Annotated in this window: 21 protein-coding genes; 12 read left to right on the plus strand and 9 right to left on the minus strand. The window is 56.7% G+C overall.

Annotation, left to right across the window (positions count from 1 at the left end; all coding sequences use genetic code 11):
* The first annotated feature begins 3 nt into the window (after positions 1 to 3).
* The gene (locus tag CIK87_RS11690) at positions 4 to 327 is read left to right on the plus strand and encodes a hypothetical protein (RefSeq protein WP_144007675.1); all 324 of its coding nucleotides are present in this window, start codon (positions 4 to 6) and stop codon (positions 325 to 327) included.
* Here the strand turns inward: CIK87_RS11690 and CIK87_RS11695 are convergent.
* From CIK87_RS11695 to CIK87_RS11705, 3 genes are all read right to left on the minus strand, one after another.
* Positions 231 to 3,509 carry a glycosyl hydrolase gene (locus CIK87_RS11695; protein ID WP_094387321.1) on the minus strand — a complete coding sequence of 1,093 codons (3,279 nt, stop codon included), beginning with the start codon at positions 3,507 to 3,509 and terminating at the stop codon, positions 231 to 233. The genes CIK87_RS11690 and CIK87_RS11695 overlap by 97 nt on opposite strands.
* Before the next feature lie 112 nt (positions 3,510 to 3,621).
* Entirely contained in the window at positions 3,622 to 4,389 is a 768-nt protein-coding gene (locus CIK87_RS11700; RefSeq protein ID WP_094387322.1) for a peptidylprolyl isomerase, read from the minus strand.
* A gap of 16 nt (positions 4,390 to 4,405) precedes the next feature.
* A complete protein-coding gene (locus CIK87_RS11705) occupies positions 4,406 to 5,110 on the minus strand; it encodes an alpha/beta hydrolase-fold protein (RefSeq protein ID WP_094387323.1) in 705 nt (234 codons plus the stop codon).
* Positions 5,111 to 5,534: 424 nt separating this feature from the next.
* On the opposite strand from CIK87_RS11705, the gene CIK87_RS11715 reads away from it, so the two are divergent.
* Complete coding sequence (locus CIK87_RS11715) at positions 5,535 to 5,903, plus strand: hypothetical protein (protein ID WP_094387325.1); 369 nt, start codon at positions 5,535 to 5,537, stop codon at positions 5,901 to 5,903.
* Between the two features lie 456 nt (positions 5,904 to 6,359).
* On the opposite strand, the gene dusB is transcribed toward CIK87_RS11715, so the two are convergent.
* The 4 genes from dusB to CIK87_RS11735 form a co-directional block, all read right to left on the minus strand.
* On the minus strand, positions 6,360 to 7,343 hold the full coding sequence (dusB, locus tag CIK87_RS11720; RefSeq protein ID WP_094387326.1) for a tRNA dihydrouridine synthase DusB: 984 nt from the start codon (positions 7,341 to 7,343) through the stop codon (positions 6,360 to 6,362).
* A gap of 7 nt (positions 7,344 to 7,350) precedes the next feature.
* Entirely contained in the window at positions 7,351 to 8,478 is a 1,128-nt protein-coding gene (gene dprA, locus CIK87_RS11725) for a DNA-processing protein DprA (RefSeq protein WP_094387327.1), read from the minus strand.
* On the minus strand, positions 8,475 to 8,894 hold the full coding sequence (locus tag CIK87_RS11730; protein WP_094387351.1) for a thioesterase family protein: 420 nt from the start codon (positions 8,892 to 8,894) through the stop codon (positions 8,475 to 8,477). The genes dprA and CIK87_RS11730 overlap by 4 nt, the downstream gene beginning before the upstream one ends.
* Positions 8,895 to 8,961: 67 nt before the next feature.
* Entirely contained in the window at positions 8,962 to 10,257 is a 1,296-nt protein-coding gene (locus CIK87_RS11735) for a DUF2851 family protein (protein WP_094387328.1), read from the minus strand.
* A gap of 409 nt (positions 10,258 to 10,666) precedes the next feature.
* On the opposite strand from CIK87_RS11735, the gene dapB reads away from it, so the two are divergent.
* From dapB to CIK87_RS11755, 4 genes are read left to right on the plus strand one after another with little or no spacing between them, the layout of a single operon-like run.
* On the plus strand, positions 10,667 to 11,428 hold the full coding sequence (gene dapB / locus CIK87_RS11740) for a 4-hydroxy-tetrahydrodipicolinate reductase (RefSeq protein ID WP_094387352.1): 762 nt from the start codon (positions 10,667 to 10,669) through the stop codon (positions 11,426 to 11,428).
* A 6-nt stretch (positions 11,429 to 11,434) separates the two neighbouring features.
* On the plus strand, positions 11,435 to 12,889 hold the full coding sequence (lepB, locus tag CIK87_RS11745) for a signal peptidase I (RefSeq protein WP_094387329.1): 1,455 nt from the start codon (positions 11,435 to 11,437) through the stop codon (positions 12,887 to 12,889).
* 8 nt (positions 12,890 to 12,897) lie between these two features.
* Complete coding sequence (gene lepB / locus CIK87_RS11750) at positions 12,898 to 13,422, plus strand: signal peptidase I (protein ID WP_094387330.1); 525 nt, start codon at positions 12,898 to 12,900, stop codon at positions 13,420 to 13,422.
* A complete protein-coding gene (locus tag CIK87_RS11755) occupies positions 13,401 to 14,039 on the plus strand; it encodes a WbqC family protein (protein ID WP_022309846.1) in 639 nt (212 codons plus the stop codon). Before lepB (CIK87_RS11750) ends, CIK87_RS11755 begins: the two co-directional genes overlap by 22 nt.
* Positions 14,040 to 14,043: 4 nt before the next feature.
* Here the strand turns inward: CIK87_RS11755 and CIK87_RS11760 are convergent, their stop codons facing one another.
* Complete coding sequence (locus CIK87_RS11760; RefSeq protein WP_094387331.1) at positions 14,044 to 15,285, minus strand: pitrilysin family protein; 1,242 nt, start codon at positions 15,283 to 15,285, stop codon at positions 14,044 to 14,046.
* 76 nt (positions 15,286 to 15,361) lie between these two features.
* On the opposite strand from CIK87_RS11760, the gene CIK87_RS11765 reads away from it, so the two are divergent.
* The 5 genes from CIK87_RS11765 to CIK87_RS11785 are packed head-to-tail and all read left to right on the plus strand — an operon-like array spanning position 15,362 to position 20,270.
* Positions 15,362 to 16,303 carry a carbohydrate kinase gene (locus tag CIK87_RS11765; protein ID WP_094387332.1) on the plus strand — a complete coding sequence of 314 codons (942 nt, stop codon included), beginning with the start codon at positions 15,362 to 15,364 and terminating at the stop codon, positions 16,301 to 16,303.
* A 1-nt stretch (position 16,304) separates the two neighbouring features.
* Positions 16,305 to 17,495, plus strand: coding sequence for an FprA family A-type flavoprotein (locus CIK87_RS11770; RefSeq protein ID WP_094387333.1), 1,191 nt, complete (start codon positions 16,305 to 16,307; stop codon positions 17,493 to 17,495).
* Positions 17,488 to 18,426, plus strand: a complete 939-nt coding sequence (locus CIK87_RS11775; RefSeq protein ID WP_158216250.1) for a prenyltransferase — start codon at positions 17,488 to 17,490, stop codon at positions 18,424 to 18,426. Before CIK87_RS11770 ends, CIK87_RS11775 begins: the two co-directional genes overlap by 8 nt.
* Before the next feature lie 4 nt (positions 18,427 to 18,430).
* The gene (locus CIK87_RS11780; RefSeq protein ID WP_254046138.1) at positions 18,431 to 19,081 is read left to right on the plus strand and encodes a CPBP family intramembrane glutamic endopeptidase; all 651 of its coding nucleotides are present in this window, start codon (positions 18,431 to 18,433) and stop codon (positions 19,079 to 19,081) included.
* Between the two features lie 25 nt (positions 19,082 to 19,106).
* Positions 19,107 to 20,270 carry a dicarboxylate/amino acid:cation symporter gene (locus tag CIK87_RS11785; protein WP_094387335.1) on the plus strand — a complete coding sequence of 388 codons (1,164 nt, stop codon included), beginning with the start codon at positions 19,107 to 19,109 and terminating at the stop codon, positions 20,268 to 20,270.
* Here the strand turns inward: CIK87_RS11785 and CIK87_RS11790 are convergent.
* Positions 20,251 to 20,784 carry a TIGR00730 family Rossman fold protein gene (locus tag CIK87_RS11790; protein ID WP_022309839.1) on the minus strand — a complete coding sequence of 178 codons (534 nt, stop codon included), beginning with the start codon at positions 20,782 to 20,784 and terminating at the stop codon, positions 20,251 to 20,253. The two genes, CIK87_RS11785 and CIK87_RS11790, sit on opposite strands and share 20 nt — an antisense overlap.
* Before the next feature lie 423 nt (positions 20,785 to 21,207).
* Here CIK87_RS11790 and CIK87_RS11795 point away from each other — a divergent pair, with 423 nt between their 5' ends.
* Positions 21,208 to 21,807, plus strand: a complete 600-nt coding sequence (locus tag CIK87_RS11795) for a hypothetical protein (RefSeq protein ID WP_144008213.1) — start codon at positions 21,208 to 21,210, stop codon at positions 21,805 to 21,807.
* Positions 21,808 to 22,229 lie beyond the last annotated feature (422 nt).

Consider the following 22,229-nt stretch of genomic DNA (forward strand, 5'->3'; position numbering starts at 1 on the left):
GTTATGTTGTTGTTTGTTCTTGTTTTCCGATTGATTACCCTGTCTTGCGTCGGGGGCGTCGCCGCACTCGTGGAGATGACCGTCGCGCCCGTGGAGATGACCTTTGCGCTCGTGGAGATGACCTTCGCGCTCGTGGAGATGACCTTTGCACTCGTGGTGATGACCATTGCGCTCTTGGAGATTGCCGTCGCTCCCGTGGAGATTGTCGTCGCTCCCGCCGCGCTTGCCCTTTATTTATATAAGGTGATGGTGACGGGCCCCAAGAGTCCTGCGGGCATCAGTATGTTCTTGGTTTTCTTGCTCCAGGGATACGAGGTCCACGTGTAGGTTGTCTCCCCAGCCTTGGCGAGTTTGTCGCCGCAGATGCGGTTCTTCCATGGGTTGGTTACGCGTATCTCCAGCGTGTTTTCGCCCGACTTCACCGCCGCCGAGATGTCGATGGAATGGGGCGAAAACCACGTTAATCCGCAGTATTTGCCGTTGACCCAAACCTCAGCCATATAGTTGACCGTGCCCAAGTCTATCCGGTAAGTCTGGGCACTGTCGACAGCGCCGAGGAAGAAACGGTTGTGATAGGCGGCGGTGCCCGAGAAGTATTTTATTGCCCGAGCCTCGGTCGGGTTGGCTATGGCGAGCGTGGTGTCGATATACGACTTGAGCGAGTCCATCACGATGGCGTCTGGCGTGCCCATCTTCCGTCCGAATACCACGCGCCATGGACTGGCTATCGTGTCACTTCTGAGCGGCAGAGACTCCGTTGCGCGGTGACGCAGACGCTTGTCGGCCTCGCCGCTGAAGACGACAAACAGCGCATCTGCCGACTTCAAATCCATTTCCACGTAGGTCGAGCGGCTGCCAATCATGTAGGTCACATCGCTGATTTCGCCTGTCATGGCATTCCATATCTGTGGCTTGCGCCCAGTGGTCCTGAACTCAAACCAATCGTGCATATCGCTCTTCGAACGGTTGTTGACCCAGTAAATCTCAGCATCCCCAGTGGTGCGGTGTACGTAGCGGATGCTGTCCATGTGCGTGCAGCGGAAGTCGGGCACATCGAGCAGCGAGTCGATGGCATGGCGGGTCGAGCCGGTGTCGACGATGTTGTCACGCTTGCCACTCCAGAGGTCGTCGGCGATGCGGTCAAACTCAGCCGAGTCTGCCTTCAGCCCCATAGCCCGTGCCGGACGCCGCCCCACGATGGTCGCCCCCTGGTCTGCCAGCCTCTTCACGGCTTGCAGCGACGCCAGAGAGAGTCGGTCCGAGGTACCTCCAAGCACCAGCATGCGGTAGCGGCTGCCGCCCGGAGTCACGAGCCGGCCGTCGTCTGCATCGAGGCGGTGGCAGAGGATGTCGCTGTTGATGAAATCCATGTTACAGCTCGATGGAATGGCTGGTTTCTGCTTGTCGAAGAGTGCCGTAGCGTTGGCTTCATCGCCATAGAAGTAGGCGACATCAGCCACATTGATGCCTTGTTGGAGCATATAACTGCTGCGAGCCATATAGTCGGTCCAGCCACGAGCCTGCTCAGCCCAGGTGCTCAGCCGGTTGAACCACATGCCATAGATGTCGAGACTCAGACCCGGCACCATGCTGTCGATGGGCTGGTGGGCGCTCTCGTGGATGACGATACGGTTGACGCCACAGGCAAATTCGAGGTCGGCAATGCGCTTGAGCATAGCCGGATAGAGCCCGTAGACCAGACTGTCGCCCTGTGACGGGCCGTAAGCCGTAAACGACTCTGCCGCCACCTGCTTGCGCCCGAATACATGGGCTGCCGAAGCCGACTCCATGAGGTCTGCCTGCATTTCGAGGAACATTTTCTGGGTGAAATCAAGTGTCTGCGTGCGTGCCCACATCGCCGCCATCGGTATATCGGCCTTACACTTGGGTGCCAGTCCGTCGCCGACAAACGGGCGACTGTTTTCCATGGCTTCAAAGTAAGTGGTGAGACCCTGCTCATGGGCTATGCGCCCGACCTGACCATAGAGATTGTCGGCGATGAGCTCGCCCAGCGTCAGGCGCCAGTCATCGAGAAACCTGTCTGACGCCTCTGCCGACCCGATTACCTCGCCTGCCAGTGCCGGTAGGTAGGGCAGCAGGTCATATCCACGCCTGCTCCTGAACTCCTCACGCATGTGGCGGGTCCAGGTGGCATATCCCGCTTCATAACTGTCTATGAGCAGACCGTTGACCACGCGCCCTATCATGCTGTCGCCCACCACGCGGCGGTAGGTGTCTATGTATGCCTCCATGTAGCGGCGCACGGCGGTCGAGTCGAGTTTGTCTACCTCCAGTCCGGTCGCTTCGGGCGACGCCGGATGGTTGGTCTTGCCCGTCAGTGAGTAGCCGAAGCGGTATATTCGCCATCGTCCCTCGGGAGCCTGCCAGCTGAGCCGCCCCTGAGCGTCCATATATCGGGTGAGGTCGATGACGCTGTCCAGCCCCGTGGCATGGCTGCCGGTGTGGGTGGGGTAGTCGATGAGACGCAGCGGACCGCCAAAGCCAGCCTTTTCCTCGCTGTGGTTGACGCGACTCTCTGTGCTGAGCGTAAACTCGCTGATTGTCGCTGGTCGGGCATTGGGCTGGTAGACCAGACGGAAATATCGTGCCTCGGTAGGTGGCAGAGAGAGGGTGAGGCGGGGCGTGGCGCCGTTGGGCACGTTGCATACGCGCCGCCACTCACGGCCGTCGTCGCTGGCTTCGAGGTATTTGGTGGGGTTGTTGGGGTATTGCTCCCATGCGCCCAGCAGATGCGAGTCGGCTATGGTCATCGACCTGATGGTGCGGGGGCTGTCCAGTACCACTTGTATCCAAGCCTGCTTCTTCCGCGGCCCTATTGCGAAGGTGTGGGTGAAGTCGCCGTCGTAGAGGTGGCTGCCGTTGATGCTGCCTTCCGACGTGGTGATGCGCTTTACCATGCTTGCCATCCCCACGGCATCGTCTGCCACCGGCACCGCGATGACATACAGGTCTTTATAATATGGTGTCTGCTTTACGCCCTTGCCCTTGTTGCGATAATTCTGGTATTCTCCGCTGTGGGTGTAGGGTGCGGGCAGCGCCATGCTCGTGAGGGTGCCGCCGTTGATAACGGTGTCGCGCCACTCTATGCGTTTCATGGCGTCGTCGGGCGTTACCCATGGACCTCCGGTGTTGCTCCAGCCGGGTGCCGAGGGCAGCACGATGTCCATGCCGAGCGAGTCTGCCAGCCCTACGGCCAGCCTCAGACAGTCGTTCCACTCGGGTGTCATGTATTTCACGCGTTGCGGCACTATCTGTGGTGTGTTCAGTCCGGCGTCGAAGAGGTGCACACCGCTGATACCCACACGGTGCATCCACTCGAGGTCCTTGCGGATGCCGTCGGGGGTGATGTTGCCGTTCAGCCAGTGCCACCACACCTGAGGGCGAGCCTCATGTGGAGGGTTCAAAAAGCCCGATTTCATCGAACTTGTCTGCCCCTGTGCGAGCAGTGAGCCACACAGTGCCAGCAGAGTCATTGCAGAGCGTATCATTCCAATTATTAGGGTTTGTATGGTATATGTCTATTGCTTTCAGGAATAAAAAGATATGCAATATTACCAATAAAAACCAAGATACGCAAGAAAAGACGGCAAAAGTTGTTGTTTATCTGCGTCTTGCCATTCTCTTTGTGCGCTTGGGAGTGGCCTTGGGACGGGGCTCCATGCCCGGCACATCGCGCGTGATGGTGGCTCTGACGATGCGCACGTCGGTGAGCGGACGGTCATTGGTGTCGCGCTCCACCGCCTGTATCTTCTCGACCACATCCATGCCCTCTGTCACCTCGCCAAACACCGTATAGGCACCGTCGAGATGGGGTGTGCCGCCCAGGGTGGTATAGACGCGTTCCATCTCAGGACTCATGGTGATGCTGTCGCCGAAGAGCTGTTTCAGGTTCTGCCGTCCGCGCTCCAGGGTGGTCTCGTCGCACACCTTGCCATAGACGATATAGAACTGGGTGCTGCTCGAGCGTCGCTCGGGGTTGGTCTTGTCGCCCTCGCGGGCAGCCGCCAGTGCGCCGCGCTTGTGGAAAATCTGCGGCAGCCGTATCTCGGCGGGCAGGGTATAGTCGAGCGAGGTGTTGCCCAGCAGTTCGCCGGCGGGGGCATGCTTGCTGCGCGGGTCGCCCGCCTGTATCATGAAGTCGGGGATGACGCGGTGGAAGAGCAGCGAGTCGTAGAAGTGGTGGGTACGGATGAGCTTGAGAAAGTTGTCACGGTGCTGCGGCGTCTCATTGTAGAGTTGCAGACGGATGTTGCCCATAGTGGTCTCGATGAGCACTTCGGGGCGTTGCGCCTTAGCGGGCGCTGTCTGCGCCTTGGCGCCGAGGGCTGCCATGAGCAGCGCCAGGGTAGAGATGAGGGTCTTCTTCATATCAGTAGTTGTGCGGTTATCGTTTGTTTTCGTCCATTTTATCGCCGTCGATGCGCTCGAGACACCAGAGGAAGGCGTCGGCCATGCGCTGGTCTTCGTGGTCGAAGTGGCCGCCCTTGTTCCATGCGAGCGTGGTGCTGCCGTCGCCCAGCTGTGCCTTGAGCCGCTCGTGGTGGCGGCGTATGCAGTCGCCCACGGCAGCCATGCGCTGGTTGCGGGCATGCTCTTCGCGGTCGCCCAGGCTCATGTATACCTTGCGTGCCATGCTGGGGTGGCTGTCGGCATAGTTGTCCCAGTTCTTGACCCACACCGAGGGCGAGGCTGCCGACACTGCGTCGAAGAGAGGACACTCCGATGCCGCCCAGAGACTGAAGAGTCCGCCCAGAGAGTAGCCTCCGAGGATGCAGGGCAGCTGTCCATACCTATTATATATATAGGGCAGCAGCCGGCGGGTCACATAGTCGAGCGTATCTATGGCGTGACGCCCCACCTCGGGGTCTCTCGCCACTGCCTCGTCGGCCCAGGGCATGAGGGAGAGTGCCCACTGCTGCAGGTCGATGCCCACAAAGACAAAGCCCATCTGGGAGCCTTGCTCTATGAGGCTCAGTTCGCTGTCTATGGTCTTGCGCTCGTGGCGGGCGGTCAGCTGTATGAGCACCGCCTTGGGTGTGCCTGCCGTGTGGATGAGACAGGGCTGGCTGTCGATGTCCAATGCTTTCATTTCGGTCCTTTTCTATATAAACGACGAAAGGGTTGGAAATATTATGTGCGACCGCCAAAAAACATTCTTGCCCAATGTGGCTATAGTCATGTGCTGTGACTTTCCTATGTACAGGACTGTTCAAAGTGTCGCATTGCTCAACCAAAACACGATGAAAACGGGAAAAATAGAGGATATGTCTAAAAAGTGTACTTGTATAAGAAAAATGACCAAATGACGCATAAAAATCATATTAAAACCAAAATTACGGACAAAATGACCAAATGGGAGATGCGCGCAGATTATTTTCTTGTGGTGCGCGAGATTTCCCATTACCTTTGCAACAATCAAGCAAGCCACTCAGCGTGGACAAAAAATTGTAAAGGATAATCCCGCAACGGGAAAGACCATTAAGGAAAAAGAAAACCATCAAAACGCAAGAGTTATGTACTCAAAATTCGACAATCTGGACATCACAGTGGATTCTTCGGTGAAGAACATCACCCGCACAGCCTGCATGTATCTCTCCGAGGCCATCGAGCACGGCATCATGCTGTCAGAGAATCCTACAGCCAATATCGTGATCTATGACGACCGCATAGATTTTGGCATGTGTATGAACCCTACCATGGACATGATGAACGAGGCTTACTTCCCCAACTTCTATGTGGAGAACGACAGCATCGTCTATCGTTTCGCGGGTAACGCTGACTGTGAGGTGACCGACCAGACCATCGACTACGTAGGCGCCTATGCGCCCATGACCAGCGAGGACAACCACGTGTTCAACATGATTTACTCCAAGTACGCATAAAAATCTAACTTAATAGAAAATAGCCGTCTTATACAGACATACACATTCTTTATATAAATACCCAAAGAGCCGGAGGCATCTGATAGAAGATTCCCTTTTGGCTCTTTTTTTTGTCCATACCTGTTGATGTGCGTAGCGCACTCATTGATATTACTTTCATGTCAATATTTCCATAATTTGAGGTTCTATATGAGTGATTTGCGCCCTGCAATAACTAAATAGAACTTGTCATTAACCGATAACCAAGCTATAGTATGTTTGTTTTTTCCCATGCGGTTTTATTTTATTGTCATATAGCGTTTGTCGTCATAGAAGGTCGTCATAACATCATCCCAGTCACACCCACTTGTGCTGACAGGCAGGGCGGAGTCAACATAAAATCCCCGGACTGCCTGTTGTGGGCTGTCCGGGGATTGCTGTGTGGTCAGTGATGTGCGGTGTGAGCGCAGTCACTCACTATTCGTTATGCTCTTCTATGGCTTTGAGCCTGTGGCGACACTCCTCGAGAATGTCCGTGAGCGCCTCTACGGTGTCAGCCCTGAGCATGGCTATGCGCGTCTGCTTGAAATCGGGTATGCCCTTGAATATGGGACTTGCCGCGAGATGCCGGCGGGTGTGGAGTATGCCCCTGTATTCGTCAATGCGCTCCACGTTGATGCGCAACTGCTCCTTGAGTACGTCAATCTTCTCGTCGAGCGTCAGCGTGTCGCGTCCCTCGCGTATATCCTGGAATATCCATGGGCGGCCGAAGGTGGCGCGGCCTATCATCACGGCATCCACGCCATAGTCGTCGAACGCGCGTCGTGCCGACTCAGGCGAGTCGATGTCGCCGTTGCCGATGATGGGTATATGTATGCGCGGGTTGCGCTTCACCTCGCCTATGAGCGACCAGTCGGCCTGTCCGGTGTACATCTGGCTGCGTGTGCGGCCGTGGATGGTGAGCGCCTGTATGCCGCAGTCCTGCAGCTGCTCAGCCAGTTGGGTGATGATGAGGTTGTCGCTGTCCCATCCCAGTCGGGTCTTGACCGTCACGGGCACGTTGACCGCCTTGACCACCTCGCGCGTGATTTCGAGCATGAGCGGCACATTGCGCAGCATGCCGGCTCCGGCGCCTTTGCCCGCCACCTTCTTGACGGGGCATCCGAAGTTGATGTCTATCACGTCGGGCTTGGCCTCTTCCACTATCTTGGCAGCCTCGACCATCGAGGCGGTGTCTCGGCCGTAAATCTGTATGCCCACGGGCCGTTCTTCGTCGTGGAGCACCATCTTGTTGAGCGTGGAGCGTATCGAGCGGATGATGGCCTCTGCCGATACGAATTCGGTATATACCATGGCGGCGCCAAACCGCTTGCAGAGCATGCGGAAGCCTATGTCGGTGACGTCTTCCATCGGCGCCAGAAAGAGTGGGCGTGTGCCCAGGTCTATATTTCCTATTTTCATAACTTACTTATTTGAGCAGATGATACATTCCGCCGGCGAGCGACCTTACCACGCCCTTCATCTCGAGCGTGAAGAGCAGTGCCGAGAGGCGCGATATGGGTATGCCGGTCTTGACGGTGAGCAGGTTGACCTGCAGGTCGTTGGTGGCGCTGAGCACGTCGACGACGGTCTGCTCCTCTGCCGAGAGGTCGGGAAACAGCTGCCGCTCAATGCCCATGCGCGTGGCTTCGAGCAGCCGGTGGTCGTTCCAGTTGACGGCATTGACGAAGTCCTCGGCCGAGGTAATGAGTCCGGCGCCGTTGTCGCGTATCAGGTTGTTGCATCCGCGACATTCCTCGACATCCACCGGACCGGGGAAGGCAAACACGTCGCGGCCGTAGTTCTGGGCGATGTCGCAGGTGATGAGTCCGCCGCCCTTGGCAGCGCTCTGGATGAGCAGGGTGGCGTCGGCCATACCCGCCACGATGCGGTTGCGCCTTACGAAGTTCATCTTGTCGGCACGCGTCTGGGTCATAAACTCGGTGACGAGTCCGCCCTGGTGCAGCATCTGCACCGCAGTGTCGCGGTGGGCGGTGGGGTAGAGGTCGTCGAGCCCGTGTGCCAGCACGCCCACAGTCTCAAAGCCCTGCTGGAGCGCCTGGCGGTGGGCACAGATATCTACGCCGTAAGCCAGTCCGCTCACGATGAGCACGCGCGGACACAGTTGTCGCAGGTCGGCGACAAAGCGGCGTATGATGTCCTGTCCGTAGACCGTGCAGCGGCGCGTGCCCACGATGTTGATGACGCGCTGCTGATTGAGGTCGGCATTGCCCTTGTAGTAGAGCACCAGCGGCGCGTCGGGGCAGTCGTTGAGTCGCTGCGGATAGTCGCTGCTGCCATAGCAGAGCACCCTTACACCATGCTCCACGGCCCACGCATACTCTACCTCGGCACGATGGGCGGCGTCGCCGCTGTTGCGGAAAGCCTCTACCAGCCTGGGCGAGGCGTCGGGCACCAGTTGGCGTATGTCGGCGCTATGCTCCATGATGGCCGTGGCAGACCCTGCTCGGCGCAGGAGGTCGAGCATGCCCGCCATGTTGTAGAAACCTATGCGGGTGAGGGTGATGGCGTGGATGACGTCTTGCTCGTGGCTCATGGGTGCGTGCTGTCGTTGAGATAGGGGGCAAAAGCCTTGTCGTACTCGTCGCTTGTGCCCAAGCGGCCGTTGATGAGCACCGCCAGTTCGACGGTGGCGCGGAAGCAGAGGCGCTCGTCGCTGGCGCGGAAGATGTCGTGGTCGAACACCCAGCGTATGCCTTCCTTGCGCAAGGCCAACCGGGAGATGAGTACGTCGTCGCATCTGAGCGGCTGCTTGTACTGCAGGTTCATGCGCGCCACTACGGCGTCGATGCCGCGGCTGTGCATCTCGGCGAAGCTCAGCCCCGTGTGCTTCAGGAAGAGGTGGCGGGTGTGCTCGGTATAGTGCAGATAGTTGGCATTGTTGACGATGCCCTGGATGTCGCACTCGTAGTCTCTCACTTCCATGCGGGTCTCAAAGATATACTTCTTTATCATTGTCTTATGGGTTGTATGCTGTTTGTCTATAATGGTGACGGTGTCGGGGCGGTTTCGGCCCATTTCATCGGGCTTTCAGATACTCGTAGCCGAAGCGGCAGCGCAGACAGTCGCGGCGGTCGCAGTAGGCCGACTTCAACTGGATGAGCGCCTGGGAGTCGCCGGCATTCTCGACCTCCAGTCCGCACTCGCGCCAGAGCCTCACGATGTGGTTGTTTTCGGCGTGGGCCTGTTCGAGCAGACTGAAGGCGCGGTCGCAGAGCGCCTCGTTGCCCTTGTAGCGCCCGTAGGCGAAGAGCAGGGGAATGACGGTGTTGATGATGAGCAGATTGATGGAGAAGGGCGACATCTGCTTGTCGTTGCTATCGGCTTCGGAGCCGAAGGTGTAATGGGTCTTCCAGTAGGGGGTGACCGATGTGTGCAGCGCCTCGGCCAACTGGGCGACGGAGGTACACTCGAGTATGCGGCTCAGCCCTGCCTGGCGCGAGAAGTAGAGCTGCGCCAGCTGCGAGATGCGTATGTGGGGGAAGTTCTGTGGTCGCAGCCGCAGAAACTTCCATAGATGGTGGTCCATAGGCGTAAGGCCGAACTTGTGGGCGAGGTAGCGGTACTCGCTGCGCAGTCGGCAGCAGTAGTCGTCGTGGTTGGCGCTGTCGCGATAACGCTCCGGGACGGCTTCAGGGGCGAGCAGCCCGGCTTGGCCCATAAACATGGCTTCTACTTGGAAAAGGTCGTCGCGGTGGTGGGCCACATCGTTCAGCGGGATGTGGTATGCCCAGGTCTCAAAGGCATCGCCATTGACGCCGAAACCGTAGTTGCGCGCCAGCGTGACGAAGTAGGCTGCTTCCCACGAGCCGTTGCATCGCTTCAGCCGTTGTCCTATGGCTTCGGTCTTCTGTTCCAGCCGCTCGGTCTGCAGTGCGCTCATCCAGCTGTGTACGGTGAGGCGGCTCAGCGACGGAATGATGTGGTAACAGGGTGGGTATTTGTCGGTGGCGGCGAGCTCGGTATAGCGCATACTGATGTCCTGGGGCACGCTGAGCTGGAGCTGCGGCGGGCGCTCTCCGCTCTCGGTCACCACATCGGTGTCTACCGTCTCGGCTATATGCAGTATCACGTTGTTGTATCGTGCATCGCGCTGATGGCCATGCTGATACCAGTCGGAAGAACGGGTATGGATTTCGATGTTGCCCACCCACAGGGTGCCGTCGATGCGTATCTTGGCGTTGAAGAAGTCGGGTCCGGCATTGTTGTTGTGCAGTCCCGGGTCTATCACCTCGACCTCCAGCCCGTCGGTGGTGGAGAGATGGCCTAACGGAAACATCTTGTGTTTCCATACATAGTGCAGCAGTTGTTCCATTGGCGTAAGCAAAATACTTATCGTGCAAAAATACGATTTTTTTCGCAAACGCCCGTTGGATGTGGATGAAAATATGCGGTGCGCCATCAAACTAATCACTTTTCGCCGCCCCGTCGGCTGCGTCGGGAGGGGTGGGGGCGTGTCATGGCGGCGCCCCTTGGCGGTAGCGGAGCGGTCGGCAGGGCGGCCTTCGCTACGGCAGTTTCGGTCTCTGCGCCCTCTTAAATCACGTTAACAGCAACCCTCTATATATATAATAAGGTAAAAATGCTGCCGTGGGAGGTAAAAAATCGTGATCAATGGCGGATTATCCCAAATTTTATGTTTAACTTTGCCCTTGATGCCCACAAGCCATCGCACGCAAAGCGCGGTGACGGGCGGGACAAACAGAACAAACAGCAAGCAAGATATGAAAATAGCACTTATCGGCTACGGTAAGATGGGGCACATGATAGAAGAGATTGCCCGTCAACGCGGCCACGAGATTGTAAGTATTATCGATGTCAATAACCAAGACGATTTCGACTCGCCTGAGTTCGCTTCGGCCGACGTGGCCATCGAGTTCACCAATCCTACTGCCGCCTATGGCAACTACCTCAAGGCGTTCAGCCATGGCGTGAAGGTGGTGAGCGGCTCTACAGGCTGGATGAAAGACCATAAGGACGATGTGGTCAACCTGACCAAGAACGGCGCCAACACCCTCTTCTGGGCTTCCAACTTCAGCATCGGCGTGGCCATCTTCTCGGCCGTCAACCGCTATCTGGCCAAGATTATGAACCAGTTTGACGAGTACAATGTGTGCATGCAGGAAACCCACCACGTGCACAAACTCGACGCCCCAAGCGGCACCGCCATCACTCTGGCAGAGGACATCATCGACAACATAGACCGCAAGAAGGACTGGAAACGCGGTGTGACCTACTGGACCGAGGACGGCCACCAGGACGAAGGTGACGGCAACATCACCGACGAGGACTTGGTCATCAACTGCGTGCGCGACGGCGAGGTGCCCGGCATCCATACCGTCATCTACGACTCTGAGGCCGACATGATAAGCATCGAGCACAGCGCCCACTCGCGCAAGGGCTTCGCCCTCGGTGCCGTGCTGGCTGCCGAGTTTACCGCCCAGCACAGCGGACTGCTCACTACTTCAGACCTCTTCAAATTCTAAACGACTATGATAGACAAGACAAAAGCCAAACTCAATATGAAAGTGCAGTGGACCAAGTTTGTGGTTGTACTGGCACTGTATCTTCTCTTTCTCGTATGGGTGAAATCGTGGCTCGGCCTGGTGGTTGTGCCCTTCATCTTTGATGTGTATATCACCAAGAAGATACGCTGGCAGTGGTGGCGTGATGCCGAGGCTCCTGTGAGGTTTGTGATGAGTTGGGTCGACGCCCTCGTGTTTGCACTGGTGGCTGTCTACTTCATCAACCTCTTCTTCTTCCAGAACTATGTCATCCCCTCTTCTTCGCTCGAGAAGAGTCTGCTCACGGGCGACTATCTCTTTGTGAGCAAGGTGAGCTATGGCCCCCGCATCCCACAGACCCCGCTCACCATGCCTCTCACCCAGCACACGCTGCCCGTAATCAATACCAACAGCTACATCTCCTGGCCCCACTGGGACTATCGCCGCGTGAAGGGCTTGGGCCATGTGGAGCTCAATGACATTGTGGTGTTCAACTATCCTGCCGGCGACAGCATCCTCACCGAAGAGCGCTATTCCACCCAGTACTACTCTATGGTCTACGGCTTCGGCGCCAACCTCTATGAGCAGAAGTACGGTGCCACGCCCGATGTGAGCAGCATGAACCCTATGGAGCAGCGCCGCTACTATGGTGAAATCTACAGTCTGGGCCGCCACTATCTGGCCAGCATGCCCACGGATTTTGGCGACATCAGCAGCCGTCCTACCGACCGTCGTGAGAACTATGTGAAGCGCTGTGTGGGATTGCCCGGACAGACCCTCCGAATCAAGAACCATATCGTCTATCTCGACGGCAAGGCCAACAAGGAGCCCGACAATGTGCAGTATGCCTATGCGGTAGCCCTGAAGCCGGGCAAGGAAATCCCCGACGAGATGCTGCAGCAGCTGGGTATCTCTATGGAAGACCTGCTGTCGCTCAACCAGAACGGATATATGCCCCTCACGGCCCGTGCCGTCAAGGCGCTGCGTGAGCGCAAGGATCTGGTAGACTCCGTGGTGTTCTACAACGACCCCTCGACCTTCGAACTCTATCCCAAGAACGCCTACACCGGATGGACCCGCGACAACTATGGTCCCGTGTGGATTCCCAAGAAGGGCGCGAGCATCCAGCTGACCCTGAAGAATCTGCCCATCTATGAGCGCTGCATCAAGGTGTATGAAGACAACGACCTGCGCGTCGACAACCGTGGCCGCATCTTCATCAACGGCAAGCAGGCCAAGAGCTATACCTTCAAGATGGACTACTACTGGATGATGGGCGACAACCGTCACAACTCGGAAGACTCGCGCTACTGGGGATTTGTGCCCGAAGACCACGTGGTGGGCAAGCCCATCTTTATCTGGTGGAGCTCTGACCCCGACCGTAAGGGCTTCGGCGGCATACGATGGAGCCGTCTGTTCCGTTGGGTAGATAACATCAAGTAAGTAGGACTATGAGCGGCACTGTCAAAACCCTATTGATTGTGGCAGCGGCAGCAGTGCTGCTCTTCCTGTTTCGTGTGTCTGTATGTACCATCTACACCATCCCCGACAACACGCTCGCCCCTGCCGTGAAGCAGGGCGACAGGGTGCTGGTAAATCGCTGGAGCTATGGACTGCGTGTGGGTGGCAACGACTGGATAAGCTACTGCCGTATAGCCCGTAAAACGGTAGAAAAGGGCGATTTCATCGCTTTCGATGCGCCTGTCTCTTCTGCTGCAAAGAGGGCTGTAATGATGGGTAGAGTAGTGGCTGTGCCCGGCGATACGGTCAAGATAGACGGCCAGCTGTATGTCATCCCGCGTGGATGCCAGGTGTGTACCTGTGGCTGCATGTCGTCGTGCATCGTCAACCCCAACCAGCATGGCGGCGATATGCTCGTCGCCGAGAGCGACATCATCGGCAGAGCCACCTCGGTCATCTACAATTTCAACAATTATTATTTCGACAACTCGCGATGGTTTCTCCCGATACGCTGACACCAGCCCTTCTTTCCACCACTTATTTCGGTCCGATACAATGGTATCAGAAACTCCACCGGCATAAGCCCTGTCTGATAGAGCGGCATGAGAGTTTCATCAAGCAGACCTACCGCAACCGCATGGTCATCGCCACGGCCAATGGCGCGCAGACGCTCTCTATCCCCGTGACCCACGACGACTCGATGCTTATCACCGATATCCGTATCTCTGACCACGCCAACTGGCGGCATGTGCACTGGAACGCCCTCGCTTCGGCCTACGGCGAGAGTGCCTTCTTTGAGTATTATCAGGATGACATCCGTCCCTTCTTCGAGCAGAAGTGGGAGTTTCTGTATGACTTCAACGAGGCCATCATGTACAAGATGATAGAGCTGCTCGACCTGCGTGTGGATGTGGGTGCCACCGAGAGTTATATCAAAACAGAAACTCACGATAATGCCGATGTTATCGGTGATTATCGTGAGTCTATACGTCCGAAGAAGCCGCTGCCTGATGCGGATTTCTGTCCTCAGCGTTATTATCAGGTCTATGCCCAGCGGCATGGATTTATTCCCAATCTGAGCATCCTCGACCTCCTCTTCAACCAGGGCAACGAGTCGATACTCTATCTCTGATACCTTATTTATATATAAGCGTGGTGAGCTGCGTAGGGTCAAAGACCGTCTGCGCCACCTGCTGTATGTCGGCGGCGGTCACGCTGTCTATCTGGGCAAACAGCCGCTCGGTGTCCTTCTCCCAACCATAATGGAGGAAGCTCTTGGCAAAATCGAGGGCAAAGTTCTCCCTGTTGTCGCAGGCGATGCCTATCTGCCCCTTCAACTGGCGCTTGGCGTTGGCGAGCTGGGTCTCGGTGAGGCTGTGGTCGCACACGCGGTTGAGCTCGCTCCTCACCAGGCGCATACAGCGCTTCACGTCGTGAGGGTCGCAGCCGAAATAGGTGGCCCACATGCCTGTGTCGCCATAGCAGACCATCGAACTCTCCACGGTGTAGACCAGTCCGTGGCGCTCGCGCAATGCCATGTTCAGGCGGGCGTTCATGCCCGGTCCACCCAGGATGTTGTTGAGCACAAAGAGCGCTATGCGTCTCGGGTCGTGGATGTCAAAGGTGCGGTTGCCCATCATCACGTGGGCCTGGTGGGTATGGCGCTCGCTCACGATGGTCTGACCCGTAAGCGGCTGCATGAATGGCGATGGAATGGGCGAAAATGGCTTGCGCTGGGCACCCTCGGCAGCCACCGTGCAGTCCATAGCCTTGCACAGCATACGGGTGAGTCGGCCGAAGTCGATGTCGCCGTAAGCGAAGAAGATGGCGCGGTCGGCACGGTAATGCTCGCGCGTGAAGCGGAGCGCATCGGCGGTGGTGAAGCGCCTCACCCTGTCGGCATTGCCCAGGATGTTGTGGCCCACGGGATGCCCGGCGAAGACCAGGTTCTCAAACTCGTCGTAGATGAGCTCGGCGGGACTGTCGTGATAACTCTCTATCTCGTCACAGATAATCTCCACCTCCTTGTCTATCTCGTGCTGGGGATAGACCGAATGGAAAACCATGTCGGAGAGCAAGTCCACCGCCCGCGCAAGATGGTCGTTCATCACGGCGGCATAGAAGAAAGTGTCTTCCTTATTGGTAAATGCGTTGAGGTCGCCGCCCACGCGCTCAAGAGCGTTGATGATGTGGCACGCCTTGCGCCGCTCAGTGCCCTTGAAGGTGACGTGCTCGCAGAAATGGGCGATTCCTTCGTCATCTTTGGCTTCGTGGCGCGAGCCTGCAGCCACGCCATATCCGCAGAAAACTACCCGTGACGCCGAGGGGCGGTGTATCACCCTCAGACCATTCGACAGAGTGCATGAGTTATATTCCATAATTATGTGCAAAATTACGGAAATTTGCTTTGATAATTGCGTAAAAATATAGATATTTGCATCTAAAATAACTGATATGCGCAAAGTAATAGGAATAGGCGAGACTGTGCTCGACATCATATTCAAGGACAACCAACCTGTGGGCGCTGTGCCTGGAGGTTCGGTCTTCAATGCCATGATTTCCCTTGGCCGTTGTGGCGTGGCTTCCACGATGCTTACCGATACCGGCCGCGACCGTATCGGCGACCAGGTGGTAAGTTTTCTCAGTGACAATGGCGTCTGTGCCGACTATGTGCAGCGCTTTGCCCATGGCCAGTCGCCCGTGTCGCTTGCCTTTCTCGATGAGGCCAACAATGCCCAGTACATGTTCTATCGCGACTGTAAGGTAGACCGCCAGGACATCAATATCCCTGACCTCCACGCCGACGACATCGTGCTCATAGGCAGCTACTATGCCCTCGACCCCGCCGTGCGCCAGCAGGTGGTAGCCCTGCTTGACCAGGCGCGCGCTGCCGGTGCCATCATCTATTACGACATCAACTTCCGTCCTTCCCATCGCACCGATGTGATGAAGGTCACGCCCAATCTGCTCGACAACCTTGACTATGCCGACATTGTACGTGGCAGTGTCGACGACTTCGAGGTGCTCTACCGCAAGCAGGACCCCGAGACCATCTACAAAGCCGAAATCTCGTTCTACTGCAAGCGCTTCATCTGCACCCGAGGCGCTCAGCCCGCCGTGGTGCTGGCCGACGGTGGCGTGGTGGGCGAATACCCTGTCGACACCACCGACACAGTGAGTACCATAGGTGCCGGCGACAACTTCAACGCCGGTTTCATCTACGGTCTGCTGCGCCAGGGCATCACCCGAGACCATCTCGACCGCGGGCTTACGCAGCAGCAGTGGGACGGACTCATCGCCGACGCGCTGGCGTTTGCCGCCGAGAGTTGCAAGAGTATCTACAACTATATCTCAGTCGATTTCGGCAACAACAAGCAATTACCAAATCATATTTAATATGAACATTATTAATAATAACATTTACTATGTAGGAGTTAACGACCGCAACAAGTCGCTCTTCGAAGGACTGTGGCCGCTCCCATATGGAGTCTCTTACAATTCTTACCTCATCGACGACGACAAAGTGTGTCTCATCGATACCGTGGAGGTCGATTTCTTTGCCCGATATATCAGCAATATCCGCGAAGTCATCGGCAGTCGCCCCGTCGATTATCTCGTCATCAACCACATGGAACCCGACCACAGCGGGTCTATCGCCCTGCTGCGCCAGTATTATCCCGATATGCAGGTGATAGGCAACAAGAAGGCCATCGGTATGCTCGAGGGCTTCTATGGTGTCACCGATAACTGTGTAGAGGTGAAAAACGCCGAATCCATCGCTCTCGGCAAGCACAACCTTACCTTCCACCTCACCCCCATGGTTCACTGGCCCGAGACCATGATGACCTACGAGTCTGCCACCCAAACCCTCTTCAGCGGAGATGCCTTTGGCTGCTTCGGAGCCCTCAACGGAGGTGTCATCGATGACGCCATCAACACCGACTGGTGCTGGGACGAGATGACCCGTTACTACTCCAACATCGTGGGTAAGTATGGCATCCCTGTGCAGAACGCCCTGAAGAAGCTCGCCGGTCTGCCGCTCGCCTACATTTGTTCCACTCACGGCCCGGTTTGGCACAGCTACATCGACAAGGTCGTGGGCATGTACGACAGCATGAGCCGCTACGCCACAGTGCCTGGCCTGGTCATCTGTTATGGCACCATGTACGGCAACACCGAGCGCATGGCCGAGGTCATAGCCGAGGCAGCCTCCAAAGCCGGCCTCAAGGACATTCTGCTTTACAATGTCTCCAAGACCCATCACAGCTACATCCTGCGGGATATCTTCAAGTATCGCGGACTCATCGTCGGTGCGCCCACCTATAACGCCGGACTCTACCACGAGATGGATGTGCTGCTGGCAGAGATTGCCAACCGCGACGTCAAGGACCGCCTCTTCGGGTGGTTTGGCAGCTACGCCTGGGCAGGCAAGGCCGTGCAGAAGATTACTGAGTGGAACGATACCCGACTTCACTTCGAGGCCGTCGGCACTCCCGTTGAGATGAAGCAGTCTCTCAATGCCGAGACTCAGGCTCAGTGCGAGGCGCTGGGAAGAGCCATGGCCGAAAAGCTCCTTGCCGATGAGTAATCCCCGCACGCTGAAAGACTGGTTTATAGCGCTTCGCCCCTGGTCTTTTTCCACCTCTGCCATTCCCGTGATAGCGACATTGGCTTTTGTGTGCTTTGCTTCTCATCACGACATTGACTTGGGGCCTTCAGCCTCTGCTCCCGACTACGCCAACGGCTTCCTCAGCCTGCTGATGATTATGCTGCTCCATGGCGGAGGCAACCTCGTGAGCGACTATTACGACCATGTGCGTCGCGTAGACCTCCCCGGCTGCCCCAATGGTGTCCATTGGATATCGTCGGGCGTGTTCCGTCCGCGCGAGATATTGGTCTATGGCCTTCTGCTCCTTGCCATAGGTGCTGCCGTGGGCGTGCTTATCCTCTTCCGTTCAGACATTGAGGTGCTGTGGATAGGCGTCCTTGCGGTGGCGTTGCCCTTGGGTTATCCCTGGCTCAAGGCCCATGCCCTCGGCGATGTCGACATCCTGCTCTGCTTTTCCGTGCTGCCCGCGCTGGGTACCTGCTTTGTCATGACAGGCGTCTACTATCTCCCCGTGCTTTTCCTCAGTCTTCCCTACGGACTCCTCACGGTGTCTATCCTCCATGCCAACAATACCCGAGACCGTGCCAACGACCGCCGGGCCGGACTCCTTACCCTCCCGCTCATCCTCGGGTGGCAGGCGTCGCGCCGCCTCTATGTGGCCTATCTTGTCGTGCCCTATCTGTTGGTACTCTTTGTCATGGGATTTTATTTCGGCCACTCTGCCACCATCCTCTGTCTGCTCCTTGTGCTGCTCACGCTGCCCGTTGCCGTGCGCAACATCAGGGCGATGATGACCGCAGAGACCGAGGACAAGCAAGACATCGGTGCGCTCGACCAGATGTCGGCGCAGCTGCAGCTCGTCTTCGGACTCTCTTACTCCCTTGGATTTGCTTTGGCCTCTTTTGTATAAAAACATGGACAATATGACGATGGAATCGGCAAAAATCAACGACTCTCGGGTCTGGATAGCGGTGGCTGTGGCCGCTGTGCTATGGTTTGTGATGTTCTCGCCCTGGACGGCTCCGATGGTCAACTTCTGGTATGCCATGACCGCTTCGGCTGTCATCCTTGTCACCCTCTCCACCTGTTTCTGTCGCCAGTGGCTTGCCGACATCCGCCCCACCGCCAGCCAGCTGGCCCTGGGGTTGGTCATCGCCCTGGTGCTGTGGTGCGTGTTCTGGGTGGGCGACAAGGTGTCGCAGCTGCTGTTCAGCTTTGCCCGCCCCCAGGTCGACATGATTTATGGCATGAAGAGCGGCACAGCCTCTACCCTCATCGGCGTGCTGCTCCTGCTTGTCATCGGCCCTGCCGAGGAGATTTTCTGGCGCGGCTATGTGCAGCGCCGCCTCTCCCAGCGCTGGAATGTCAATGTGGGGTTTGTCGTCACGCTTGCCCTCTATACGTTGATACATGTGTGGTCTTTCAATTTCATGCTGCTCATGGCTGCGCTGGTGGTAGGAGCCTTCTGGGGACTTCTCTACCGTCTGCGCCCGCAGTGGCTTACCGCCCTTGTCATCTCCCACGCCGTGTGGGACGCCTGCGCCTTTGTGTTTTTCCCTTTCTGAATGTTTTTCCTCAACCGTCTGACCTATGAAGAGATTTAAGTTTGGACTCCTGCCACGCATCCTGGTGGCCATCGTCTTGGGTATCGTTGTCGGCAACTGGCTGCCTCTGCCCCTAACCCGTGTGTTCATCACGTTCAATAGCATCTTCGGCCAGTTTCTGGGCTTCATGATACCCCTCATCATCGTCGGACTGGTCACCCCCGCCATCGGCGATATCGGTCGCGGAGCCGGACGGCTGCTGGTTGTCACCGTGCTCATAGCCTATCTCGATACCGTCTTTGCCGGGCTCCTCTCCTTTGGCACCGGCTCCTGGCTCTTCCCCGACATGATAGGCAGTGTCACCTCTGCCCAGGTCGAGAAGGCCACTGCCATTGAGCCCTATTTCACCATCTCCGTGCCGCCGCTCATTGATGTGATGAGTGGTCTGCTCTTCTCCTTCGTCGTGGGCTTGTGCATCGCCTATGCCCAGCTGCCCACGCTCAAGGGGCTCTTTGCCGACTTCAAGGCAGTCATCGCCACCACCATCTCCAAGGCCATCATCCCCCTGCTGCCCATCTACATCTTCGGCATCTTCCTCAACATGACGCGGTCTGGCCAGGCTTACCATATCCTTGCCGTCTTTGCCCGTATCATCGTGGTCATCTTCATCCTCCACCTTTTCATCCTGCTCTACGAGTTTGTCGCTGCCGGCATCATTGCCCGCCGCAATCCCTTCAGGCTCCTCTACAACATGCTGCCCGCCTATTTCACTGCCCTCGGCACCTCGTCGTCGGCAGCCACTATACCCGTGACACTCAAGCAGACCATGCGCAACGGCGTGAGCGAGAGCATCGCCGGATTTACCGTGCCCCTCTGCGCCACCATCCACATGTCGGGGTCTATGATGAAGATTACCTCGTGTGCGCTCGCCATCTGCCTCATGGAGGGCATGGGCCACGACACCCTCACCTTCATCAATTTTATCCTCATGCTCGGCATCATGATGGTGGCAGCGCCCGGAGTGCCAGGCGGAGCCATCATGGCAGCCCTGGCGCCCCTGGCGACTATCCTGGGCTTCAGCGACGAGCAGCAGGCGCTCATCATCGCCCTCTACATCGCGATGGACTCATTCGGCACCGCCTGCAACGTTACCGGCGACGGAGCCATCTCGGTGGTGGTCAACCGTCTCTTCAGCCGACACACAGCTTAGCGATGTCGTCCAGCGAGTGGGCCACGTCGATATAGTCGTGCCATGACCCGCGCACGAAGCCACGCTCCTGCATATCGTCGAGCAGTTCGATGAGTTTGCCCCAGAACCCCTTCAGGTCATAGACTATCACCCTCTTGTTGTGATAGCCTATCGTGTGGGCTGCCACCACGGTGAATATCTCGTCCAGGGTTCCCACGCCACCAGGCAGAGCCACGATGATGTCGCTCTGGGCCACCAGCAGGTCCTTGCGGTCGCTCAGATTGTCACAGGCAATCTCTACATCGAGGTCGGCAAACTTCTTGCCACCGCGTTCCACGAGCGTAGGCACCACACCTATCGTCATGCCACCATGGTCCTTTACCGCCTTGCCTATGCACTGCATCAGGCCGATGTTGCAGCCGCCGAATACCAGCGTATGCCCGTTGTCAGCCATCCACCGCCCCATCTCCTCGGTTGCCGTGAAGAAGTCGGGGTCTATGTTGTTGTTGGCCGAACAGAAAACTCCAATTTTCATAATGCTTTTTGTCGTTGTATATATTAATAGGTACAAAGTTACAACAAAAAGCAAACAATTTCCCATCCTTCTTGGGAAAACCGGGATAAGACTTCTTGCCTATTCCCATCCCGTCGTAATCAATAAGCAATATGCGCCGTGGACGGTACGCACCCCCGGCAACTCTGAACCGCGTGTTATCGGCGTGGCGCTATGCGTTGCGGAACGATAAAGTGTGGAGATTGGTGAGGCATAATCATCAAGAGAGAACAAATGTCCATTCATATACGAATCCATTGACATTGTGTTCCTTCCCCTTGGGGAAGGCCAGGATGGGGCTTTCTTCCGGCAACTCTGTAGGAGTTGCGCTTAGCCGCAGGCGTTACCGCAGCGGGAACATCAGCGGGACAGCGGCAAATAATACAATCATTAATAATAAACAAGGTGATACCAAATACACAAAAAGCCGTGGTGACAGCTGTCGGCTTCGCCTGGGTGTGCCTGTCGGTGACGCCTGTCGGAAAACGAGTTTTCCTCCTCATCGTCCCCACCATCCCCACCGTCATGCACGGCATGACGACAGCAGCCACGACGGTAAAAAAAGCAGCCCTTGGCCGTTCAAAAAGTCCGCCGTTGGCGGTACAAAAACAACAGCTTGTCGACGACCCTCCCAACTCTCCCAATGGGCGGGATTTCATTCTTGCTGCGTTTGTGGAGGTAGTGTCCGCTCTCATTTCTCTTGGTGAAGGCTCGGCTGGGGTTTCCCTTGGCTGGCTCGTAACGTATGTCACGTGGTCTCGTATCAATTGTTACGTGCCACGTGCCTTATGTCACGAGCCTTCGTGTCAAATGTTACGAGCCGGCGAGGGTGCCCTCGGGGTTGTAGAGATGCCCTTGCGTGATGCGCACCGTCCGTCAACGGCATCCACATCGGCCGCTATCGACATCCACACCGTACGGTATCGACATCGTTATTGGCCGATGCGCATAGCACGTGATGGTCGCGACGACAAGGAGGAAAACTCGTTTTCCGACGGGCGGTGACACCAGCTCCACCAAGGCGAAGCCGCCAGCAGATGCTGCGGTTTTTTGTGTTTTGTCGTTACCTTATTTAATATTAGGGGTTGTGGCATTTGTCATCGGCTTGCTGATTTTTCTGCTGCGGTAACGCCTTCGGCTAATCGCAACTCCTACAGAGTTGCTACAATTGAGGGGATTATTACCCAGGGTAGAGGTGCTTCGCCCCTCAACCCTGGGCTATGAAATCGCAACTCCTACAGAGTTGCCGGAAGAAAGCCCCATCCTGGCCTTCCCCAAGGGGAAGGAAAACAATGTCAATGGATTCGTATATGAATGGACATTTGTTCTCTCTTGATGATTATGCCTCGCCAATCTCCTCACTTTATCTTTCCGCGACGCACAGCATAACGCCGATGACCTTCGGTTCAGCGTTGCCGTAGGATATA

Source organism: Prevotella sp. P5-64, assembly GCF_002251285.1.
GTDB lineage: Bacteria > Bacteroidota > Bacteroidia > Bacteroidales > Bacteroidaceae > Prevotella.